This window comes from Winkia sp. UMB3158, from assembly GCF_030217145.1.
Classification (GTDB): domain Bacteria; phylum Actinomycetota; class Actinomycetes; order Actinomycetales; family Actinomycetaceae; genus Winkia; species Winkia anitrata.
Genome location: NZ_JASONH010000002.1, coordinates 338,812 through 355,928 on the forward strand (window position 1 = coordinate 338,812; position 17,117 = coordinate 355,928).

Genomic DNA, 17,117 nt, shown 5'->3' on the forward strand with positions numbered 1-17,117 from the left:
TTCCTGTGAAGCTCCTTAGAGCCCCTGCAATTCTGTATGGAAAGTTTGTTGAAATTTGGCCATCTGGTTTGATTTTGTCTGTTTTTGTGCCGTGTTAGGTTACTTCTCGCTGTCTTGCGGCTGGTAAACCACAGCGCCAGGGCGTGACAGCTGCCGAAATATTGGTCGGTGAGTTGTGTTGGCGGATAGAAAGTAAAGCCTTGGGTAGAAAGAACAGCTATGCGACTGCTGCGGGTGCTGCAATAGCTGGCATTGGGCTGGTCACCTCTGTGATGCTCGCCGGCCCCGCTTTTGCGGATGGTCCCACCGTTGCGGATGGTTCCGTTGTAGATGCTAAGCCCACAGAGATGCGGGCGGCCGTCAACCAGGACGAGCCGGGCGGTCCAGGATTTTCCAATCCCCAACCTGACAGTCAGGATACGCGCGAGGGCAAAGATGTAGCCCATGGGGAAAAAGATCAGCCAGCCCCGCAACCAGACGCCCAGCCCGTCGATCCCGCCGCGCAGCCGGCTTCTGAATCGGAAGCGGCTGAAGCTGCAGGTGCCGCTCACCTTCGTACGGATGAACGAAACCCTGCAAATACCGAAGATGACCGAGATGCCGGACGGGGAAGGGCTGGATACTATGCCTTGTCGTCGGCAACCAGTAACTTCTGCGATCCGGGAGATTCATACTGGATCGAAAGTGGAAGCGGCTCTGTCGAGGCTTTTACCTTGCGTAACGACCGGATTACGGGCGGTCCGATCTGGATGGGCTCTGCGACTTGGCACAAGAAGCGCAATACGACAGGCACTGGTAGTGGGTATGACGCCCTTGCTGTGGATCGAAAGCACGGGCGGATTTTCTTCGCGGACCATGCGACTGTGATGTCGGCGGCGTCGGGAAATAAGAGTTATGTGACCATCGTTCAGGCAACTATCGCGCCGAACACTCTGATTCAGACTGAACGAATCAAAGTGGTGGGTGCTGGCATGCCGTTTAAGGGTGGCACCATGGATAACCAAGGCCGTTACTACGTGTTTGCGGGTGACGTGACTACTAGTCGCAGTGCGCAGTACAGCGATATCAAGGTTATGGCGTATGACACGGTTACTCGAAGAGTGCTGACGCTTGGACAATTCTCGGCGGGCCCGTTCCCAGCGGCCAGGACCAACGTGGATCTGCTTTTCGACAACAGCAACCAGCTGTATGTGATGGTGGCTGCCACCGAGGGCACTAGGAATATACCTGATCCTAATGGTGCCGCGAAGATCGATATTTATCGGGTTGATTTCAACGCCGCTTCGCGGCAGGCTCAGGGTAGTGCAGCGGAGCTTTTACCGCAGAAGGCGGAGAAAGTTAGTACCAGCGCTGGCATGAGCTTGGTGCCTGCTTGGACTACTAATGGCGTTGCGAACGCTGGCCCGCTTTCTGCCAAACTTGTCCATTCTGCGATGCTGAGCAGGGGCCCGGAGGGCGTGCCTTTCGGCGGCGGTATGGGGCGCTGGGCTATTACCGGCTTTTTGGCCGGCCAGGACGGCAACTTCTACGTGTCCGCCAACCATGAAGGCAATGTTGAGCATCGTGCCGGTAGGCCACGGTATAACGGCATTTTTAAGGTCGATTTTGAAAGAAACGTCCTGGTCAAGGTACTTGAACAGCAGAAGAGCGTGAATCTGGATAGATACAACTTCAGGTTTGGGTCGCCAATTACTGACATGGAAGGCTGTGTGGCCGCGGTGCCGACGATTCGGGCAGCGAAGGACGTGGTCTCGCGCGCTGGAGATGACCAGTTCAGGATTTCTGTGAAAAAGAAGAATGGCGGCCAGCAGGCTTCTGCCATAACTAGTGGGAGGGCTCGTAACCGGGCGGCAGTGACCGATTCCTTGCTGCGTTTTGCTGGGTCGACCTATCTTGTGGAAGAAGAGATGGCCACGACGTCGTCTCTGAAGTTGTCAGCCTACCAGAAGTCTGTTACATGCACCGATAGTAAGAACCGCAGTGTGCGCACCACGGTCGTGGCCGATACCAAGGAGCGTTATGCCGTGGAGCTCTCTGCCGGGAGCTTTAGGGACGTCTCCTGCACCGTGCGGAACGAACTGCGCACTGGCTCTATCACCGCGGTGAAGCATGACCACGATTCTTACGCGAAGGCGGGTGCTCGCGATGAGGCGTCGATGCCACCTGAGGCGCGCCTTGCGGGGGTTGGGTTGCAGCTGTGTAGGGATGTGAACAACAACGGCACGTGCGAGCCGAACGAGCAGCGCATCGGTGGCGTGCAGTCCACTGATAGGCAAGGCGAAGCATCGTGGCAGAACTTGCCGGTCGGCGACTATGTGATTGTCGAACCGCATGCCCCAAATGGGTATCAGCGCTTCGCTGGGCTCCCAGTCCGTGTTAGCGGAGGCACGCAAAGTCCGATCCGCGTGCTGGTACCAAATTCGCGTGTTAAAGGCAAGATCACGTGGACGAAGGTGGACGCGAGTAACGGCAAACCCCTGGGCGGCTCCATTTGGCAGATTAACGGCAACGATAACTCGCCGGCGACCTCGCCTAAACACCGCGTGATCAGGCATACCACTATTGCTGACTGTAATGCGGCAAACTCTAGTGCCTGTAAAGGTCCTGACAAGGACCCGCGCGCCGGCCACTTCGCTCTGCAAGACATGGGGTGGGGCACCTACTTCCTGCGCGAAATTAAGGCGCCTACTGGGTACAAGCTTAGCAGGCAGGTACACAGAGCGGACCTGTATGCCAATCAGGGAAGGGCGAACATCGCCCTCGGCAATATCAAAAATGAGAAACAAGACGTCCCACCTCTGCCGCTTACCGGCGGGGTTGGTAGCGACATGTTCTACCTGGCAGGAGGAATTGTCGCGGCGCTATCACTTGGACTGGCCGGATGGCTGTTCCGGAAGCGCAAGTTCAGCTGAGCCACAAGGCCGGCACTACTGAAAGTTCCATATCGGAAAGGATTTTTGATGGAACAGCTAAAGAAGCAGGGGATCTTCGTGGTCCTCGCTGCGCTCCTGGCGGCAGTGCTGGGTGCGCTGACCGTTCTGGTTGCGCCGCACGCCGTTGCAGCAGAGGGCAACCCGGACTTGAACCGCACCGGTTCGATTACCGTGCACAAGTACGCCAAGACCGACTGGCAGGGCAAAAAGAACGACGGCACTGAGCAGACCGCTCCGGCAAATGCCCGCGCCCTGGCCGGCATCGAATTCAAGGTGCAGAAGGTTGAAGGCCTGGACCTAACGAAGCCGGAATCCTGGGATGTCGTGTCCAGGCTGGCTCCGAAGGGCGATAAGGCCACTGCTAACGGCAAGGACTACAACCTGGCTGCTGCTTCTAGCAAGGTAACCGCCGCGGATGGCGTCGCTAAGTTTGAAAGGCTCGCTGCTGGCGTCTACTACGTGACTGAAGGCGCTGACAACGGCCACAATAACGTGACCGAAAAGGCCAAGCCTTTCTTTGTCTCCATCCCGTTCCCGAATACTGCGCAGTGGCTGTACGACGTGCACGCCTACCCGAAGAACGAGGTAATCCAGCCGGCAACTAAGACCCTGGACGACACCGGTTTCAAGAAGGTTGGCCAGAACATGGTCTGGAACATCTCTTACGACATCCCCGCAGTCAGCGATGGGAAGGAATACACCAAGGCTGGCGTTACCGATAAGCTGGCCAGCTACCTAAAGTTCGTTTCCGCTGAAGTCAAGGTTGGCGACACCAAGCTGAATGCAGGTGACTACACCGCGAATAACGACAACGGTTTCGTAACCGTCGAGCTTACCCAGTCCGGTCTTGCAAAGCTAAAGGGCAAAGCAGGCAAGAAGCTTAACTTCGCCCTGACCACCACGCTTTCTGCTCTGCCCGCCGACGGCAAGGTGGAAAACACCGGCGCGAACTTCTTCATCAACGACATGGTGAAGCCGGGCAAGGACACCCCTCCGACCATTACTCCTTCCGATAAGGCCGTCGTTGGTAACTACCGCCTGAAGAAGCAGGACAAGGACACCCACAAGATCCTGGAAGGCGCCGAATTCAAGGTCTACGAAAAGGACACGAACACTGAAATTGCTGCTGCTAAGTATGTTGGCAACGGCGTCTATGAGTTCGAAGGCCTGTACCTGAAGAAGATTGGCCAGAACGAAGATTCCACCGGCGTGACCAAGCAGTTCACCCTAAAGGAAACCAAGGCTCCGGCCGGCTACGTGCTGCCCACTGACGGCAAGACCATCACCGTTACCGCTGGTAAGACCACTACCGATGACCTGGTATACGACAACACCAAGCAGACTGGCCCGTCCCTGCCGCTGACTGGTGCTGCCGGCCAGCTGCTGCTGACCATTGGTGGCGCAGCTGTGCTAGCGGTTGCAGGTGGCCTGTACCTGTTCAAATCGCGTAAGCGCGCCTAGTTTTTAGGCAATTTCGAGGGCGGCGGCTTAGCTGTCGCCCTCGATCTTTATGTTGCGCGGGGGACTGTAGGGTGCACTCTCACCGCGCCCGCACCCCTGACCCCGCCCTTCGCGCTCGGCACCCCCGCCCTCGCCCGTTACGGCAACATATATAAGGAGTAGCTATGGTGAAGCGTCTGCTGTTACCTGTTCTGATTAGCGCTTTGGTGTTGGTTGGCGTGGGGCTGTTGCTGTATCCGTCGACGGCGGCGTGGATTAGCCAGTACAACCAGTCGAAGATCGTGGGCGAGTATGCGCACCGCCTGCAGTCTGTGCGGCCGGATAGGGTGGCGCAGTTAGAGGCAGGTCGGGAATATAACAAGGCTTTGGCGTCGGGGGCGGAGCTAAAGTCGGGCGCGCGCATCGCCTCTGGGACGGGGAGCGCGAAGGGCAGCTGGCGCTACGAAGACATTTTGCGGGCGGATGAAAATGGGACGATGGGGCGCATCAAGATCGACAAGATCGATGTGGACATGCCGATCTACCATGGCACCACCGAGGCGAGCCTACTGAAGGGGGCCGGCCACCTTGAGGGCACGTCTTTGCCGGTGGGTGGGCCGTCGACCAGGACGGTTATTACGGCGCATCGCGGGCTGGCGTCTGCGCGGCTGTTTACGGATTTGAATCAGATCAGCAAGGGCGACACGTTCACTTTGGAAGTCTTCGGTGAGGTGCTGACCTACCGGGTGTTTGAGACGCAGGTGGTGGCGCCCTCGGAAACGCGCGCTATTGAAGCCATGGAGGGAAAGGACCTTGCCACGTTGGTGACTTGCACTCCGCTGGGGATCAATTCGCACCGGATCCTGGTTACCGGCGAGCGCGTCATCCCTACCCCCGCCCGCGACAAAGCCAATGCGGGTAAGGCCTCCCAGTTGCCGCGTTTTCCCTGGTGGGCAGTCATTGCAGCGGGGACTTTGGGGGCCGTGGCCACCTTCCTTACCAGGGAAGTGAGGGCGGCCAGGCGCGACGCCTGCTAAGCGTTAGGCCTTCGCAGCCGGGTACCCTGGCGGTCGGGCGCTAGTCCTTAGTGGTGGAATGGTTGCCATCGCACCACTGGTCGGCGGGCACAGATGCCTTCACTTCGTCGATGTGTTTGCCACAGCCTTCCCAAGTAATTTTGCCGCAGATCTTGCACGTAACCGGCTTACACATGAGCGTTCCTTTCAGGGAGGTCTTCGACTTCACTCTAGTTGGTGGCGTGCTCTTCTGCGCAGCGGCGATGTAGCCAAAGCCGGTACTTGAGACTCTAGCGGGCAGAACTCTAGCTTTCCCATTTGGGTATGTTGACGCTCTGGCCTGCACAACTATAAGGTAAGGGTCGCCTAAGTTAACTTGAAGAAAGGTGATTCGATGCTGAAAACCTCAGGCCGCATCGGCCTGCTCAAGCGGGCGCTGGCCGCCCTCGTGGCAGGTTTCGTTATGTTGGCGTTATTCCCCGCCGCCGCAAGCGCCGCTGATGAAAACACATTTGAAAATGTGAAGGCAAATTCCTCTGTACAGAATTTCTCTCTAGATATGGGCGGGACCCTAAAAGTTTGGGCCGCCACCCTAGAGAAGAACACTACGAGCAAAACAGTGAAGGTTGCCCTGTACGGCCAGCTGGGATTCCCTTATTCCTCAACTGATTTGGGAGTTGAGGAATTTGACGGGAAACTCCTACTGCCCGACGACAACAGCCTCAAGTACAACCAAGCTATCTCCGCCAGCCTGGAATGGGCTCCAGAGGACACCAACGGCAAGTATGACAAGACCCTGTTCCGCCTGGGCAGCCCGATCTGGGTCAAGGGCGATTCCGTTGTGCTGAACTTAAAAGGCCAGCAGCCCATTACCGTAAAGATTGATTCTGCCCCGAAGAAGCTTGACACCAAGGAACTTGAAGGCGCCCTAGCCGAACACGACCGCGACTACCAGGCTGCGACCTCGGCCGGTATCAAGATCAAGGAAGGCACCGACGCCGCCTACAAGCAGACCAAGGCTGCAGCAGAGTTCCTGGTTGGGCAGGCCAAGGCGGGTACTGCGGGGATTAGCCAAGATGACCTGGCGAAGATGCGCGACGAAGTGAATAAGGCGTTCAAAAAGATCGAACCGGCTCCCTTCAACCGCGAACCGCTGCAGCGCCTAATTGCTGAGGCCGACAAGAAGCTGGCTGAAAACGGCAAGGACAGCAAGCGCTACACGAAGGCCAGCTACGACGCGCTCACTTCCGCCCTTGCCGAGGCAGCAAACCTGGTTGACGCTAAGGACCTAACTTCGATTCTTGCCCCGGGTGAGGCGGGCCCGCTGAATACTCACGCTGATTTCGACCGTGCCGCTAAGGCGCTAACAGCGGCAATTGCCGGGTTGGTGAAGGAAGAATACAAGGCCCCGGATCTGGTCGAGTTGCAGAAGGCGTTCGACGAGGCCGTGGCGAAGACTCCCGCCAAGGGCAACGGGTGGACGGTGGCATCGCGCACCCCGTTCTTGGACGCGATCAAGAAGGTGCAAAATTCCCTGCCCACCGGTTTCCCGTACGCCAGCCAGGCTGACGTGGACGCGCTGACCAAGCAGCTGAAGGATACCCAGGCGAAGTTGGTCGAAGAAAAGCTGGATCCCGCGAAAAAGGTGACTGTAAAGTTCACCTACGTGCATCCGAGCGAAAATGGGCCCACTGATCTGCTCACCGAACCGTTCAAGGACGAGGCAGGGGTGCCTGTCAGCGCCGAATTAAAGGTGGTAGAGGGCCAGGAGGTTCGCATTGGACTTTCGGACCCGTTGATCAAGAAGTTTGACGGCTACAAGCCGGCCGTATTCAGTTTGAACAGTGAGGACGGATCTCGGCCACTAGCACGCGTGCTGCGGGACCGCGACGGTCGCCACTACCTGGTGTTTAAGGCCGAAGCTAAGAATGAGGCGAAGGTGGCTTCGCTGCAAATCCAGTACGTGAAGGGCACCCCTGATGCTGAACCGGAAGTAAAGCCGGAAGACCCGAAGGTAGATCCGAAGGTAGATCCGAAGAGCGAGGGCGAAACTAAGCAGGAGTCCAAGCCGGACAAGACCGATGCGGGTACCCAAACGGGGGACGTGCCCAGACAGGAGCCGGCAGGCGTGGGCGAGCAGACCGGCCCTGGCGCCGGTGAAGCCGCAAAGGAAGGCAAGGGTAAAAAGCTTGCTGGTACTGAGAAGCCAGCCGCTGATTGCTGTGGTGGTCACAAGGCCGGCAAGGCGCAGGTTGGGAAGGAGAAGGCGCCTAAGCAGGTAAAGGTTGCAAAGACCATTGTGAGCGAACGCCAGGTTACTCTGAGCGACAATGGCAAGGCCCCTCTGGCACACACCGGTACTGCTGGCATCAGCCTAGCTGGCGCATCTGTTGTGGCTCTTACGCTGGGTGCTGGCCTGGTTGTAAGGCGTCGAGCCCAGCGCGGCTAAACGCATCTAGTAGGCATTGCGCCTATTGGAAACCGAGTGGCCGGGAGTGCTCACTTGTATGCAAGCAGGTGAGAGTCCCGGCCACTGGTTCGCCCGCCCTCGGCCGGGGGAGAGGCTGACCTAAAAATTGGGTGTGGACCTGTACCAAAAGGCCCGGCGCCAGACCCCGCGCGCTAGTAAACTGAGGGGAGTATTTTTCACCCACGCGGGGTGCGGGCGAACGAGGGGGTTTGAGTGGTGGCCTGTAAGGCGTGTCCAGCCTGGTCATTCCAGCCCGGAAGAAGAGGTGTGGACGGGTAAAACTACAGCCCCAATCGTAGACTGGCGAGCACCGCGCCGCCCTCCTTTAATCTCGCTTTTGAGGGGGCGTAAGGACGCTCGCGCGGTGGAATTTTCCGCCAGAAGGGGCCGGCCGTAGCCATTGTGGGCATGCGGGCGGCCCCATACAGTTTGAAGCTGAGAATGGGGGCGCCGAGATCGAGGTGAACACTGACCGCATCTGCGGTTTGCAGCTCAGCTAGTGCGGAAGGCTGCTTTGAAAAGCTAGCCGCTGCGGCGGCACTAGCCTAGCGCGACTGGTCCACTAGATCCTATGCTTGAGGGAATAAGCAGCGTTGTAACGTAACGCTTTGGAAGCAGAAGCGGGTAGGGGTCTAGTGAAAACCGATCGACTGGGGCTAACTCGCAAAGACAAGTTGTCAGTTGATGCGGCGAAGCTCTAGGCCGGGGCAAGGCGGGTGCAGTGTTTCGCGCCGAGGGCACATTATTGCGTCCAGGGCACATCAAACGGTACGCATTTTGATGTGCCCTCGACCATTTGATGTGCTGTCGATTTGGCCTGCGGGGTATTGGCTGCAGGCGCGCCCTACCGGCATGCGTAGATAAGTTTTATCTTCACCCCGATCTGCCGGGAAGGCGAAGATGAAACTTATCTTCACGCAACCCCCCCCTCGAGAGGTGAAGATAAATATTATCCTTGCGCGTTTCGCGGCTGGTGCATAAGATAATTTTTATCTTCACGGGGGCTGGTAGCCCTTGCGCGCAGCAAAATAAGGGGGCTAAATTGGGGCGATTCGAAGAGCGGTTTTGGGAGTCGAACCCGAACGCGCATTCCAAACACGGCCGCTCGTCCGGCCCCTACCGAGCCTATATCCCACAAAAGCTGTGCGAAGGCGTCCCGATTGCTGCAGATGTTGCTAAGCGCGCCGGCCGGCTGGAACGTCGCATCAATGCTGCTTTCCCAACGAAGATCGCCAGCGGCCTCGAGAGTATAGCTAGGTTGCTAGTTAGGCGGGAGGCAGTAGCCTCTTCGAAAATCGAGGGGTTGCAGACCTCAGCGAAGAAACTAGCGCAGGCGGAACTAGCCCTGAACCTGGGGGAGGCCGGGGAAGGTAGTGGTACGGCGTACGACGTTGTTCGAAATATTAAGGCACATGAAGACGCGGTAAATTCCTTGGCTGCTTCCGAGGAAACGACTTTAGCGGACTTGGAGCGTATCCAGCAGACAATTGTCGATCGCAAAGAGATATGTGGTTTAAGGCAGACACAAAACTGGCTAGGAGGCGACAAATACCATCCGCTGGATGCGGAATATGTGCCCCCGCCGCCGGAATATGTTCAACCACTGTTAGAAGATTTGACTGAATACATCGATGGCGCCACCCATGGTGCGCTCATTCAGGCCGCGCTCGTTCATGCTCAGTTCGAGAGTATTCACCCCTTCGCTGACGGCAATGGACGGCTTGGGCGCATACTGATCCATGTAGTACTTGCGCGCAGGGGGCTGTTGCTTGGGCCGTTGCCTATTTCGGTGGTTTTACAAACCCAGTCCGAAGCTTACGCGAAAGGACTCATGTCTTTTCGTGAGGGCGAACACGCGGGCGGTCAGGGGGTAAACACCTGGCTGCGGGCGTTTCTAGATGCCGTAGAGATCGCTATAGACAACACTAAGTCGTTACAAAGGGAACTGGACGAACTGGTTAAAGGGTGGAAACAGCAGTACTTAGACTATTACGCTGCGGAGCATAAGAACTCGCCGAGGGCGGATTCAGCCCCTATCCGCCTTTTGGATAGTTTGCCTCAGATGCCAATTTTTACTGTCGAATTGGTACAGGAAAGGCTCGATCTCAGTAGGCAAAGTGCCCGTAAGGCTTGTTCTGAGTTGGAGCAAGCTGGGATTATCGGTCCTACGTCTGCTTCCGCGCGCTCGCGGGGATGGTGGCATCAGGGCCTTTTCGAACTGATTACCCACAGCGAACGCAAGCTAGCCTCGTCCCGGTGGGACACTCGGTTGTCCCCACCCGAACTGCCGGTCCCACACCTGCCTGGAAGACAAAAGTAGCCCCCGGCTTAAACACCAAGCAGGCCCTGCCAGCATCTTGTGTTTTGCAGCCCTCAGTTCCAGCGAGCGCAAGCCTTACAATTGCAGGGGCTTTAGCATGTCGTTAGGGTGGACCCAAGCCGGCCACCTTGCGAAGGAGCACACCCATGGCACGTCTACGCTCAATCCACACGGTAAAAAAGATCGCCACCCTAGGGGCGGCATCGCTCATGAGCCTTTCCCTTTCCGCCGGTTTCGCATCCGTAGCGCTCGCGGCCGAGGGCGGGGCCGCCGAGGGCCAGTCCGGCCAGTCTTCCCCGGCTGCTCAGACGGAGGTGGCCAAGTTGGGGCCTACGGTGACTAAGACGGACCGTGGCCCTACCGGTTACGAGGTGACGTTCCGGTACAAGGCGCCCGAGGGCGTCAAGTCGGTGCAGTTGTACGGCGAGTGGACGTTTTCTCAGCCTGGTTCCATCAAAACATTAGGTGGCGGCGACGGGCGAATCCCGGCGCTGTGGAAGAAGGGGGACGTGCCTGCTGCACCGTGGAAGATCCTGGAAATGAACAAGGTGGCAGGCGGCATATGGGAACTGAAAGTGCCCTTACCTTCGGGAACGTTTAGTTACGCTTTTGGGCACGGCTGCTCGCAGTTGGATGCGGACGCGAACACGTGTAAGCGCCACCCCGATCCGGCCAATCTGAACGTCAGTGCTGACCTGCCCAGTTTCTCTAGGCAGAACATGTCGCAGGTTTACGTGCCGCAAAACCCAAAGTACCCAACCTATAACAATGCCTACCAGCGTCCGCGCCCCGCGGAGCAGATGGGCAGGTTCGTCCACGCCAGCTATAAGACCTCTTATTCAATGTCGCCGGCGGGGTCCCACCCGCTGTCGATCTACCTGCCCAAGGGCTACGATCCTAACCGCGCCAAGCCTTACCCCGTCCTCTACTTGAGCCATGGGGTGGGCGGTAATGACACTGACTGGTTCACGCAGGGGGCCGCCCCCTACATTTTGGAAAATGCGATTGCAGATGGTAAGGCAGAGCCCACTATTCTTGTGGCCACCAACTTTAACCATCTGGGCGCCGACTCGCTGATCGTCTCTAGCGCTTACGCGAAGGATATGGTCGAAAACGTCATCCCGTACGTGCAGGCGAATTTCAATGCTTCCGACGATCCGAGCCTGCGCGCATTTGGCGGCCTCTCGCTGGGCGGGGCGCGTGGCATTGAGCTGCTCACGAAGCATCCGGGGGTCTTTGATTATTACGGCCTGTGGAGTGCGGGCACGCTCACCACCGATTTTGCCGAGGCTGACCGCCGCGCTATTGGCCAGCTCAAAGGCGCTATCCACACTGGGGCTGGACTGCAAGATTATTTGGTTTCGATTGGGAAGAATTCGCTGTTGCGCGCTGATTCTTTCCGCCGGGCGGGGGCGCGTGTGGTCGAGTTTGACCAGCCGGGTATTCACTCGTGGGATATTTGGCGCGCCGAACTGAACGACTACCTGCGCAGGGTCGCATTCAAATAGGCCGAGGGCGGGCCGCTGTTCTTGACGGCCGCTAGTGTAGATTAGATTTCCACTGCTATAGAGGTCGATGTTTATCCGACGGTTGCTGACTGGAGGAAGAATCGAAAGTCGCAGCGCTTGGATAACCCGGATGGCAGCACAGAATTAGATCCATTGTTCATTACTAGCCCGTGGCTTTTCGCGTTGGTTGACGGCAGTGCTGAACCAAAGGATGCTAACCCTTCGACCTTCTTCCAGGGGATAGTTGAACGGGCTGAGCTGTGCACAAACACGCTGACGAATCAGAAGTGGTGGAAGTGTCTAGTCGACTGTGGGCTGGATTTGAATGTTGCACTCCCTTATGACATTAAGCCTGCCCCTACGCCTGGAAGTGTCATAGAAGGAAACGTGTATTTGATGGGTTCATCCGGGTATTGGCAGAACAGGTAGATTTATGCAGGGGACGCCACGTATTACAGAGGGCAGGACTAGCATGGGTGGTATGAAGTTCGGTATGCGTACGCCATCTTTGACCCGTTCTATTAAGGCGCGCACGACTGGACGTGCGAAGAGGGCGTTGAAACGGGCCATTATCCCCGGGTACGGCCGGAAGGGGATGGGGTTCCTGAAGAGCCCAAAGCGGTCAATCAAGAATTCGACCTACAGGCGCACCACATTCAGCCTCTGGGACATGTTCAAGTAGGTCTGCCTCGGAGTGGGCAAAGGCCTGAAACCTAGTTCTCACGCTCCTGCCTGCTGGCGGTGAAGGTGAATGCTTTGGTCCGGCGGTAGTGGGTTACGCGTCGGCGCGGGTCGAAGGCGCCATCCGACGTCCACGGCTGGTAGATGTCCAGCCCGCGCCCCAAGTCGATGCTCCACCCGGTGTCGGTGGTTATTTTGCGGTCGTGGCCAGCCTTGCCAATCTCGAAGCTGAAATTCAGCCCGTATTTAGCGAAATTGTTCTGCAGCTGTTCCAGCATGTCCCGCTGATTATCGACCCACTCCAAATGCTCCCTGTCGCAGCCAGTAAGTAGCTTGACATCGACAGTCTCTCCACGGGGTTTGACCGCCAAAATAGTTGCTAGAACTTCGTATAGGTTTTCTACCTGGTAGGGCATGCGAACGTACGGGTCAACAATTTCCACCTTCGCGGCTCCCACTAGGTAGTCCACTAGCAGCCGCTGCAAACTGACCCCCAGCTTATTCTCGGGCACCTCAAGCCGGCGCTCCCTAGGGCCCGCAGCCGCCTGTTTGCCACTACCGCCGTTCCCGGCACTGCCGGCGCAACTTGCTGGGCCAGCGCCTTCAACCTTAGCCGGCCCGGTCGCGGCCACCTTTGCCGATTCAGCCGCAGCCGGCTTTGCTCGCTCGCCGCTAGCTGCCTCGCCGCTCGCCGCCTCGGCCAGCCCGTCCTGCGCGTCGCGGCCAAATAGCTCCGGGTAGTCTAGCTCTTCCTGGGTGACCACCTCGCGCGGATTCCCGCCCGAGGCCGGCGCATACGAGAAGTGCAGCCCTGACTCGCGCATGGTCGCATCCAGGCGCAGGATCTGTTCTTTTACGCGCCTGCGCCCTTCGATCGCGTACCGCAGCAGGTCCTCAACCTCGTGCTCGCTCGCCTGCCCGCTGGGGTGCACCAGTTTCATCAGCCCCGAGAAGGTCTTGCGCACCGCGTCCCGGTCGCGCGTAGACATTTCCCTGTCCAAATCAAAATATTGCGCAAAACGCCCCGAATAGTCTTCGGCCCTAAACGCCCGCAGAGCTTCGGCCAAGTAGTCGACCACAAACCCGTAACCGCGGTTGAACAGTTCGGGCCGGATCACGTCCACTTCCCAGCCGGGAATGTAGTAGTGGATGCGATCCATATAGGCGGTGTCGTGGTAGGCCTCCGGGAGAGACTCAAACAGGTCCGAGTTGGCCAACATGGCGGGCACGGTGTTCGACGTGTTGCCTACGAACACCATGGACGCTTCCGCGGTCACCGGCGAATCCCCTCGTGAGAACGACTTGTTCGCCAGGTAGTTCTTCATCGTGTCCACCAGGTTTTGCTTTACCTTTTTCTTGCCGGCGAACTCGTCGAAGGCCACCACGTCCCAAAAACCGACCAGCCCAATCTGCCTGGTGGTGTTGTTGATGAATAGTTTCGCCAGCGTCACCTCGCCACCCGAAACTAGCATGCCGTGCGGGGAAAGCTCCGAATAGATGTGCGATTTGCCCGTACCTTTTGGCCCTAACTCGACCAGGTTGTAGTTGCGCTCAACGTAGGGGATTAGCCTGGTAAGCTGCAACAGTTTTGCGCGCCGGCTGAGCTTTTCCGGGTTGAACCCGATCGAGGCGATTAGCAGGTCGATCCACTCTGCAGTGTCAAACTGCTCCCGCGCGGCCACATACCCATCCCGGTCAAAGAACGGCAGCTGGATCGCATTCAGGTTGGTTACCGTCCACGGCCCCTCTTTAGGTTTGCCCCCAACCGCTACGTCTGCCGTGTAGGTTATGTCGGCCATGCACCAGACGCCGCCGGTAAGTAGCCGGTCGTTGCCCTGCACGGTCTGGTCAGATACTAGCGCGTCGCGTACCCCCAGGTTCTCGAAGGCGGCCACATACCTGTCTTTGCGTTCGTCCAGGCTCACAGAGACCTTGTCGATTATCCGGTATCCGCGCTGCTCGCGAATGCGCGACTTGATCAGTTCCGATTCGCCGCGGTTCACGTAGTGTTTCGCTAGGATCTTGCGCACCGATTCCACGCCCGCAGCGATCTCGGCCTCATTGGTGCTTGCGCAGTACTGGGCGAGCAGAAACTCCAGCACGTAGGTGGGCACAACCGCGTTGCCTTTGACCTGTTGCACCAGGTCTTTGCGCACTATGTAGCCGGGAAAGTATTCGGCTGCCTTTGCTTCTAGCTGGTTGCGTTCGCTCATATGTCGAATCCTCCAAAGGCATTAAATCCACTGCGCAACAAGCGCACCTTGTGTTCGGCCACCGCCGCTACCTGGTTTCCGTTTACCAGCTTATGCGCTCTGATGTAAACGTCTTGGTTGTTGTGTGCGTTCGCCTCGGCCGTTAGGGCCAACTGCACGTTTCGGTTGCGTTGCTCTTGGCTTTGCGAGGGCGAATTCACCTCTACAGTCACCAGGTCAGATAGCAGCGCCCCGTCTTGGGCGTACAGGCCAATCTGGGCGGTAAAGGGCGCGGTCTTTCCACCTACCGGGTCCTTTTGCACCAGGCGAGCGGAGATAGCCGGGGTGGTGATCGCAGTTTGCGAGTAGTGCAGTTCGATCCGCGCGTCTTCTGTCTTATTCTGCCGGCCCACGGTCACCGTGATAACTGGGATCGTGATTTCTTGCAGGGAAGCACCCCCGTGCACGAACTGGCGTCCCTTCCCACTCACGCGGTGTCGGCGCAGCCCTCTCGGTACGGCCACGTCCAAGCCGCCCGCCAAGCCGATTTGCTCCGCGGTGAAGGCCGTCCAGTTGTCGTCGGTCTGCAGGTTCTTGCCGAGGGCGTAGCGCCTTTTCATCTTGCCCACCATCTGCTTGCCGGCGGGCACCTGCCCCTGCAGCACAGTGTCGTTGTCTTCGAGCGCCCGCTCCTGGTACAGGAAGCCGTGGTCGGCAGTAATAATGATGCGGGCAGTGTTGGCGTAGTTTGCCCACTGCGTGCAGAGCCGGCAAAGCGCCTCCAGGGTGCGCTGGCAGGCCCCGGGCGTGTCCATTTCGGAACTGCCCGAATCCCCAATGGCATCAATTTCGTTGTGGTAGATGTACACCACGTCCCGCTCGCGCACATAGTCGCGAATCTGGTCCCGGTTCATTGACCTGGCATCCTCGAAGGTGAGCGCCCCGGCCCGCCCCGCAAAAGCGTCAGCCAGGATCTGGTCGCGTCGCTCAGTGCCCTCGGCCGAGGCGCCGTCTAGGCGCACCTCCGACTTTTCGGTAAATTCCAGTTGCCCGTGCGGTAGCAGCGCCGCCATTCCCAACTTGGTAACTGAGGGCAGCAGGGTGTACCAGGGTTCGGTTTGGGCCGTGAATCGGCCCTGCCGGTTCAGTTTTTCTTCTAGTTCTTTGCCCACTTCGAAGCGCAGCGCGTCCGAAATGATCACGATGGTGCGCCTGCCCGAGCGAGCATTGAGCGCCACAAACCGATCCTGCCTGGACGGGGCTGACTCGCTTCCCCGAGCCGGGATCTTCCACCCGCCCAGCTGCCGGATTGCCCCGTCCCATTCGTGGGCTAGCGGCTGCTGGTAGTCGTAGATGTAAGCGGTCTCTACCTGCTGTTTCAGCACTGCTATGGGGCTGTCCCCGCCGGTGCCGGCAGCAAAGTACAGGAACTGCCGGTAGGCCTGGTCGATCTTCCACCACCTATCCGTGTACTGGAAGAACCCGTCTGCCGCGTCGGCGAACAGGGGCTTGCCCATAGTGCGGATCAGCGTCAAGCATTCGGCCCCGCTCAGCAGAGCTTTCCAGGTATTTCGCGAGCGCTCATACCAGATGGTGTTTTGCCTTTCGGCGGCAACCTTGCGGACCGCTTCCGCATTGGTGGAGCCAGCAACCAGCTCGTCTGCCAGCTGGCGCACCAGCAGCTCGTCTACCCCCGGAACCGTCTTGTTTTGCAGGAGCTCACCTGCCGGCCGGGCCGACAGCTGTTGTAACGAACTGAGCTTTTCGGCCGCGTACGCCGCCCACGCCTGGACCGCCTGCTGGTTGGGCAGGGCGTTAAACCAGCTCCTAAAGTCCGCGCGCGCGTTCGCGTTTGCACTTTCGGGCCAGTTGTTTTGTTCTTGCAGGAACAGCCACAGCACCAGGGCGGGCAGGTCCTTCTGGCCGTCGTAGTTCCAGATTTTGGCGGCCCCATCCCAGAAGAAGTCGTCGAGGCCGTATTTGAGCAGCGGGAATTTTCCTTCGGCCGGTTCTTCGCCGGCGGGTGGGGCTGCGCTGGATGCCAGCTCGGCGAATAGGTGCGAGAACGAGTGGTCGGCAGTGCCCAACAGGGTGGAGGTCATCATTGCCAGCAGGGTCTTTGAATCGACGCTGTCGCGCAGGCGCGAGCGCAGCTTGGTTACGCGGTCGCGCGAGTTGAAGAAGCCCGCGTGAGCGCGCATGGTGGCCACCAGTTCGTCCGCGGTCAGCCCCAGCTCGGTTGCCTGTAGCGTGATGGAGTCGGCGCGGAACGTGGCGTACCCCAGCCGGATGTCTGCTAGCCAGTCGTCTTCTACCGGGGGTAGTTCGCCTTTCCGGTACAGCACAAACTTCTCTTTTGGATGGTCGGCTAGGACGCGGATTTTGACCGAGAATTCGTTGCCGTCCACTACGATGATGGGCACGCCCAGTAGGGTTTCCATCTGCTCGATGATTTCGGCGTATTCGCCGGCCAGGTCTAGCCAGGACACGATGCGCGAGTAGATGAGTTTGTCCCGCAGGGCGCCTGCTAGTTGGTCTAGGTTTGTTCCACTCATTG

11 protein-coding genes are annotated in these 17,117 nt (G+C 58.4%); 8 read left to right on the top strand and 3 right to left on the bottom strand.

Features of this window, described 5'->3' with window-relative positions; translation table 11 throughout:
* Positions 1–200: 200 nt before the first annotated feature.
* From QP400_RS03445 to QP400_RS03455, 3 genes are all read left to right on the top strand, one after another.
* A complete protein-coding gene (locus QP400_RS03445) occupies positions 201–2,912 on the top strand; it encodes an LPXTG cell wall anchor domain-containing protein (protein WP_040315515.1) in 2,712 nt (903 codons plus the stop codon).
* A 48-nt stretch (positions 2,913–2,960) separates the two neighbouring features.
* Positions 2,961–4,394 (top strand): SpaH/EbpB family LPXTG-anchored major pilin, encoded by a 1,434-nt coding sequence (locus QP400_RS03450; RefSeq protein ID WP_004808418.1) that lies wholly within the window; start codon positions 2,961–2,963, stop codon positions 4,392–4,394.
* Positions 4,395–4,558: 164 nt separating this feature from the next.
* A complete protein-coding gene (locus tag QP400_RS03455; RefSeq protein WP_004808420.1) occupies positions 4,559–5,410 on the top strand; it encodes a class C sortase in 852 nt (283 codons plus the stop codon).
* 40 nt (positions 5,411–5,450) lie between these two features.
* Here QP400_RS03455 and QP400_RS03460 read toward each other — a convergent pair whose 3' ends face one another.
* Positions 5,451–5,585, bottom strand: coding sequence for a DUF8730 family Cys-rich protein (locus QP400_RS03460; RefSeq protein WP_004808421.1), 135 nt, complete (start codon positions 5,583–5,585; stop codon positions 5,451–5,453).
* Positions 5,586–5,783: 198 nt separating this feature from the next.
* Between QP400_RS03460 and QP400_RS03465 the strand changes: the two genes are divergently transcribed.
* From QP400_RS03465 to QP400_RS03485, 5 genes are all read left to right on the top strand, one after another.
* Positions 5,784–7,838 carry a hypothetical protein gene (locus QP400_RS03465; protein ID WP_004808424.1) on the top strand — a complete coding sequence of 685 codons (2,055 nt, stop codon included), beginning with the start codon at positions 5,784–5,786 and terminating at the stop codon, positions 7,836–7,838.
* A 1,063-nt stretch (positions 7,839–8,901) separates the two neighbouring features.
* On the top strand, positions 8,902–10,179 hold the full coding sequence (locus QP400_RS03470; protein ID WP_004808427.1) for a Fic family protein: 1,278 nt from the start codon (positions 8,902–8,904) through the stop codon (positions 10,177–10,179).
* A gap of 146 nt (positions 10,180–10,325) precedes the next feature.
* Positions 10,326–11,687 (top strand): alpha/beta hydrolase-fold protein, encoded by a 1,362-nt coding sequence (locus tag QP400_RS03475; protein WP_004808429.1) that lies wholly within the window; start codon positions 10,326–10,328, stop codon positions 11,685–11,687.
* A 153-nt stretch (positions 11,688–11,840) separates the two neighbouring features.
* The gene (locus QP400_RS03480; protein WP_141740498.1) at positions 11,841–12,116 is read left to right on the top strand and encodes a hypothetical protein; all 276 of its coding nucleotides are present in this window, start codon (positions 11,841–11,843) and stop codon (positions 12,114–12,116) included.
* A gap of 52 nt (positions 12,117–12,168) precedes the next feature.
* Complete coding sequence (locus tag QP400_RS03485; RefSeq protein WP_040315538.1) at positions 12,169–12,369, top strand: hypothetical protein; 201 nt, start codon at positions 12,169–12,171, stop codon at positions 12,367–12,369.
* 31 nt (positions 12,370–12,400) lie between these two features.
* Here QP400_RS03485 and brxL read toward each other — a convergent pair whose 3' ends face one another.
* Positions 12,401–14,581, bottom strand: coding sequence for a BREX system Lon protease-like protein BrxL (brxL, locus tag QP400_RS03490; protein ID WP_004808432.1), 2,181 nt, complete (start codon positions 14,579–14,581; stop codon positions 12,401–12,403).
* Positions 14,578–17,115 (bottom strand): BREX-1 system phosphatase PglZ type A, encoded by a 2,538-nt coding sequence (gene pglZ / locus QP400_RS03495; RefSeq protein WP_004808438.1) that lies wholly within the window; start codon positions 17,113–17,115, stop codon positions 14,578–14,580. The genes brxL and pglZ overlap by 4 nt, the downstream gene beginning before the upstream one ends.
* Positions 17,116–17,117: the final 2 nt, after the last annotated feature.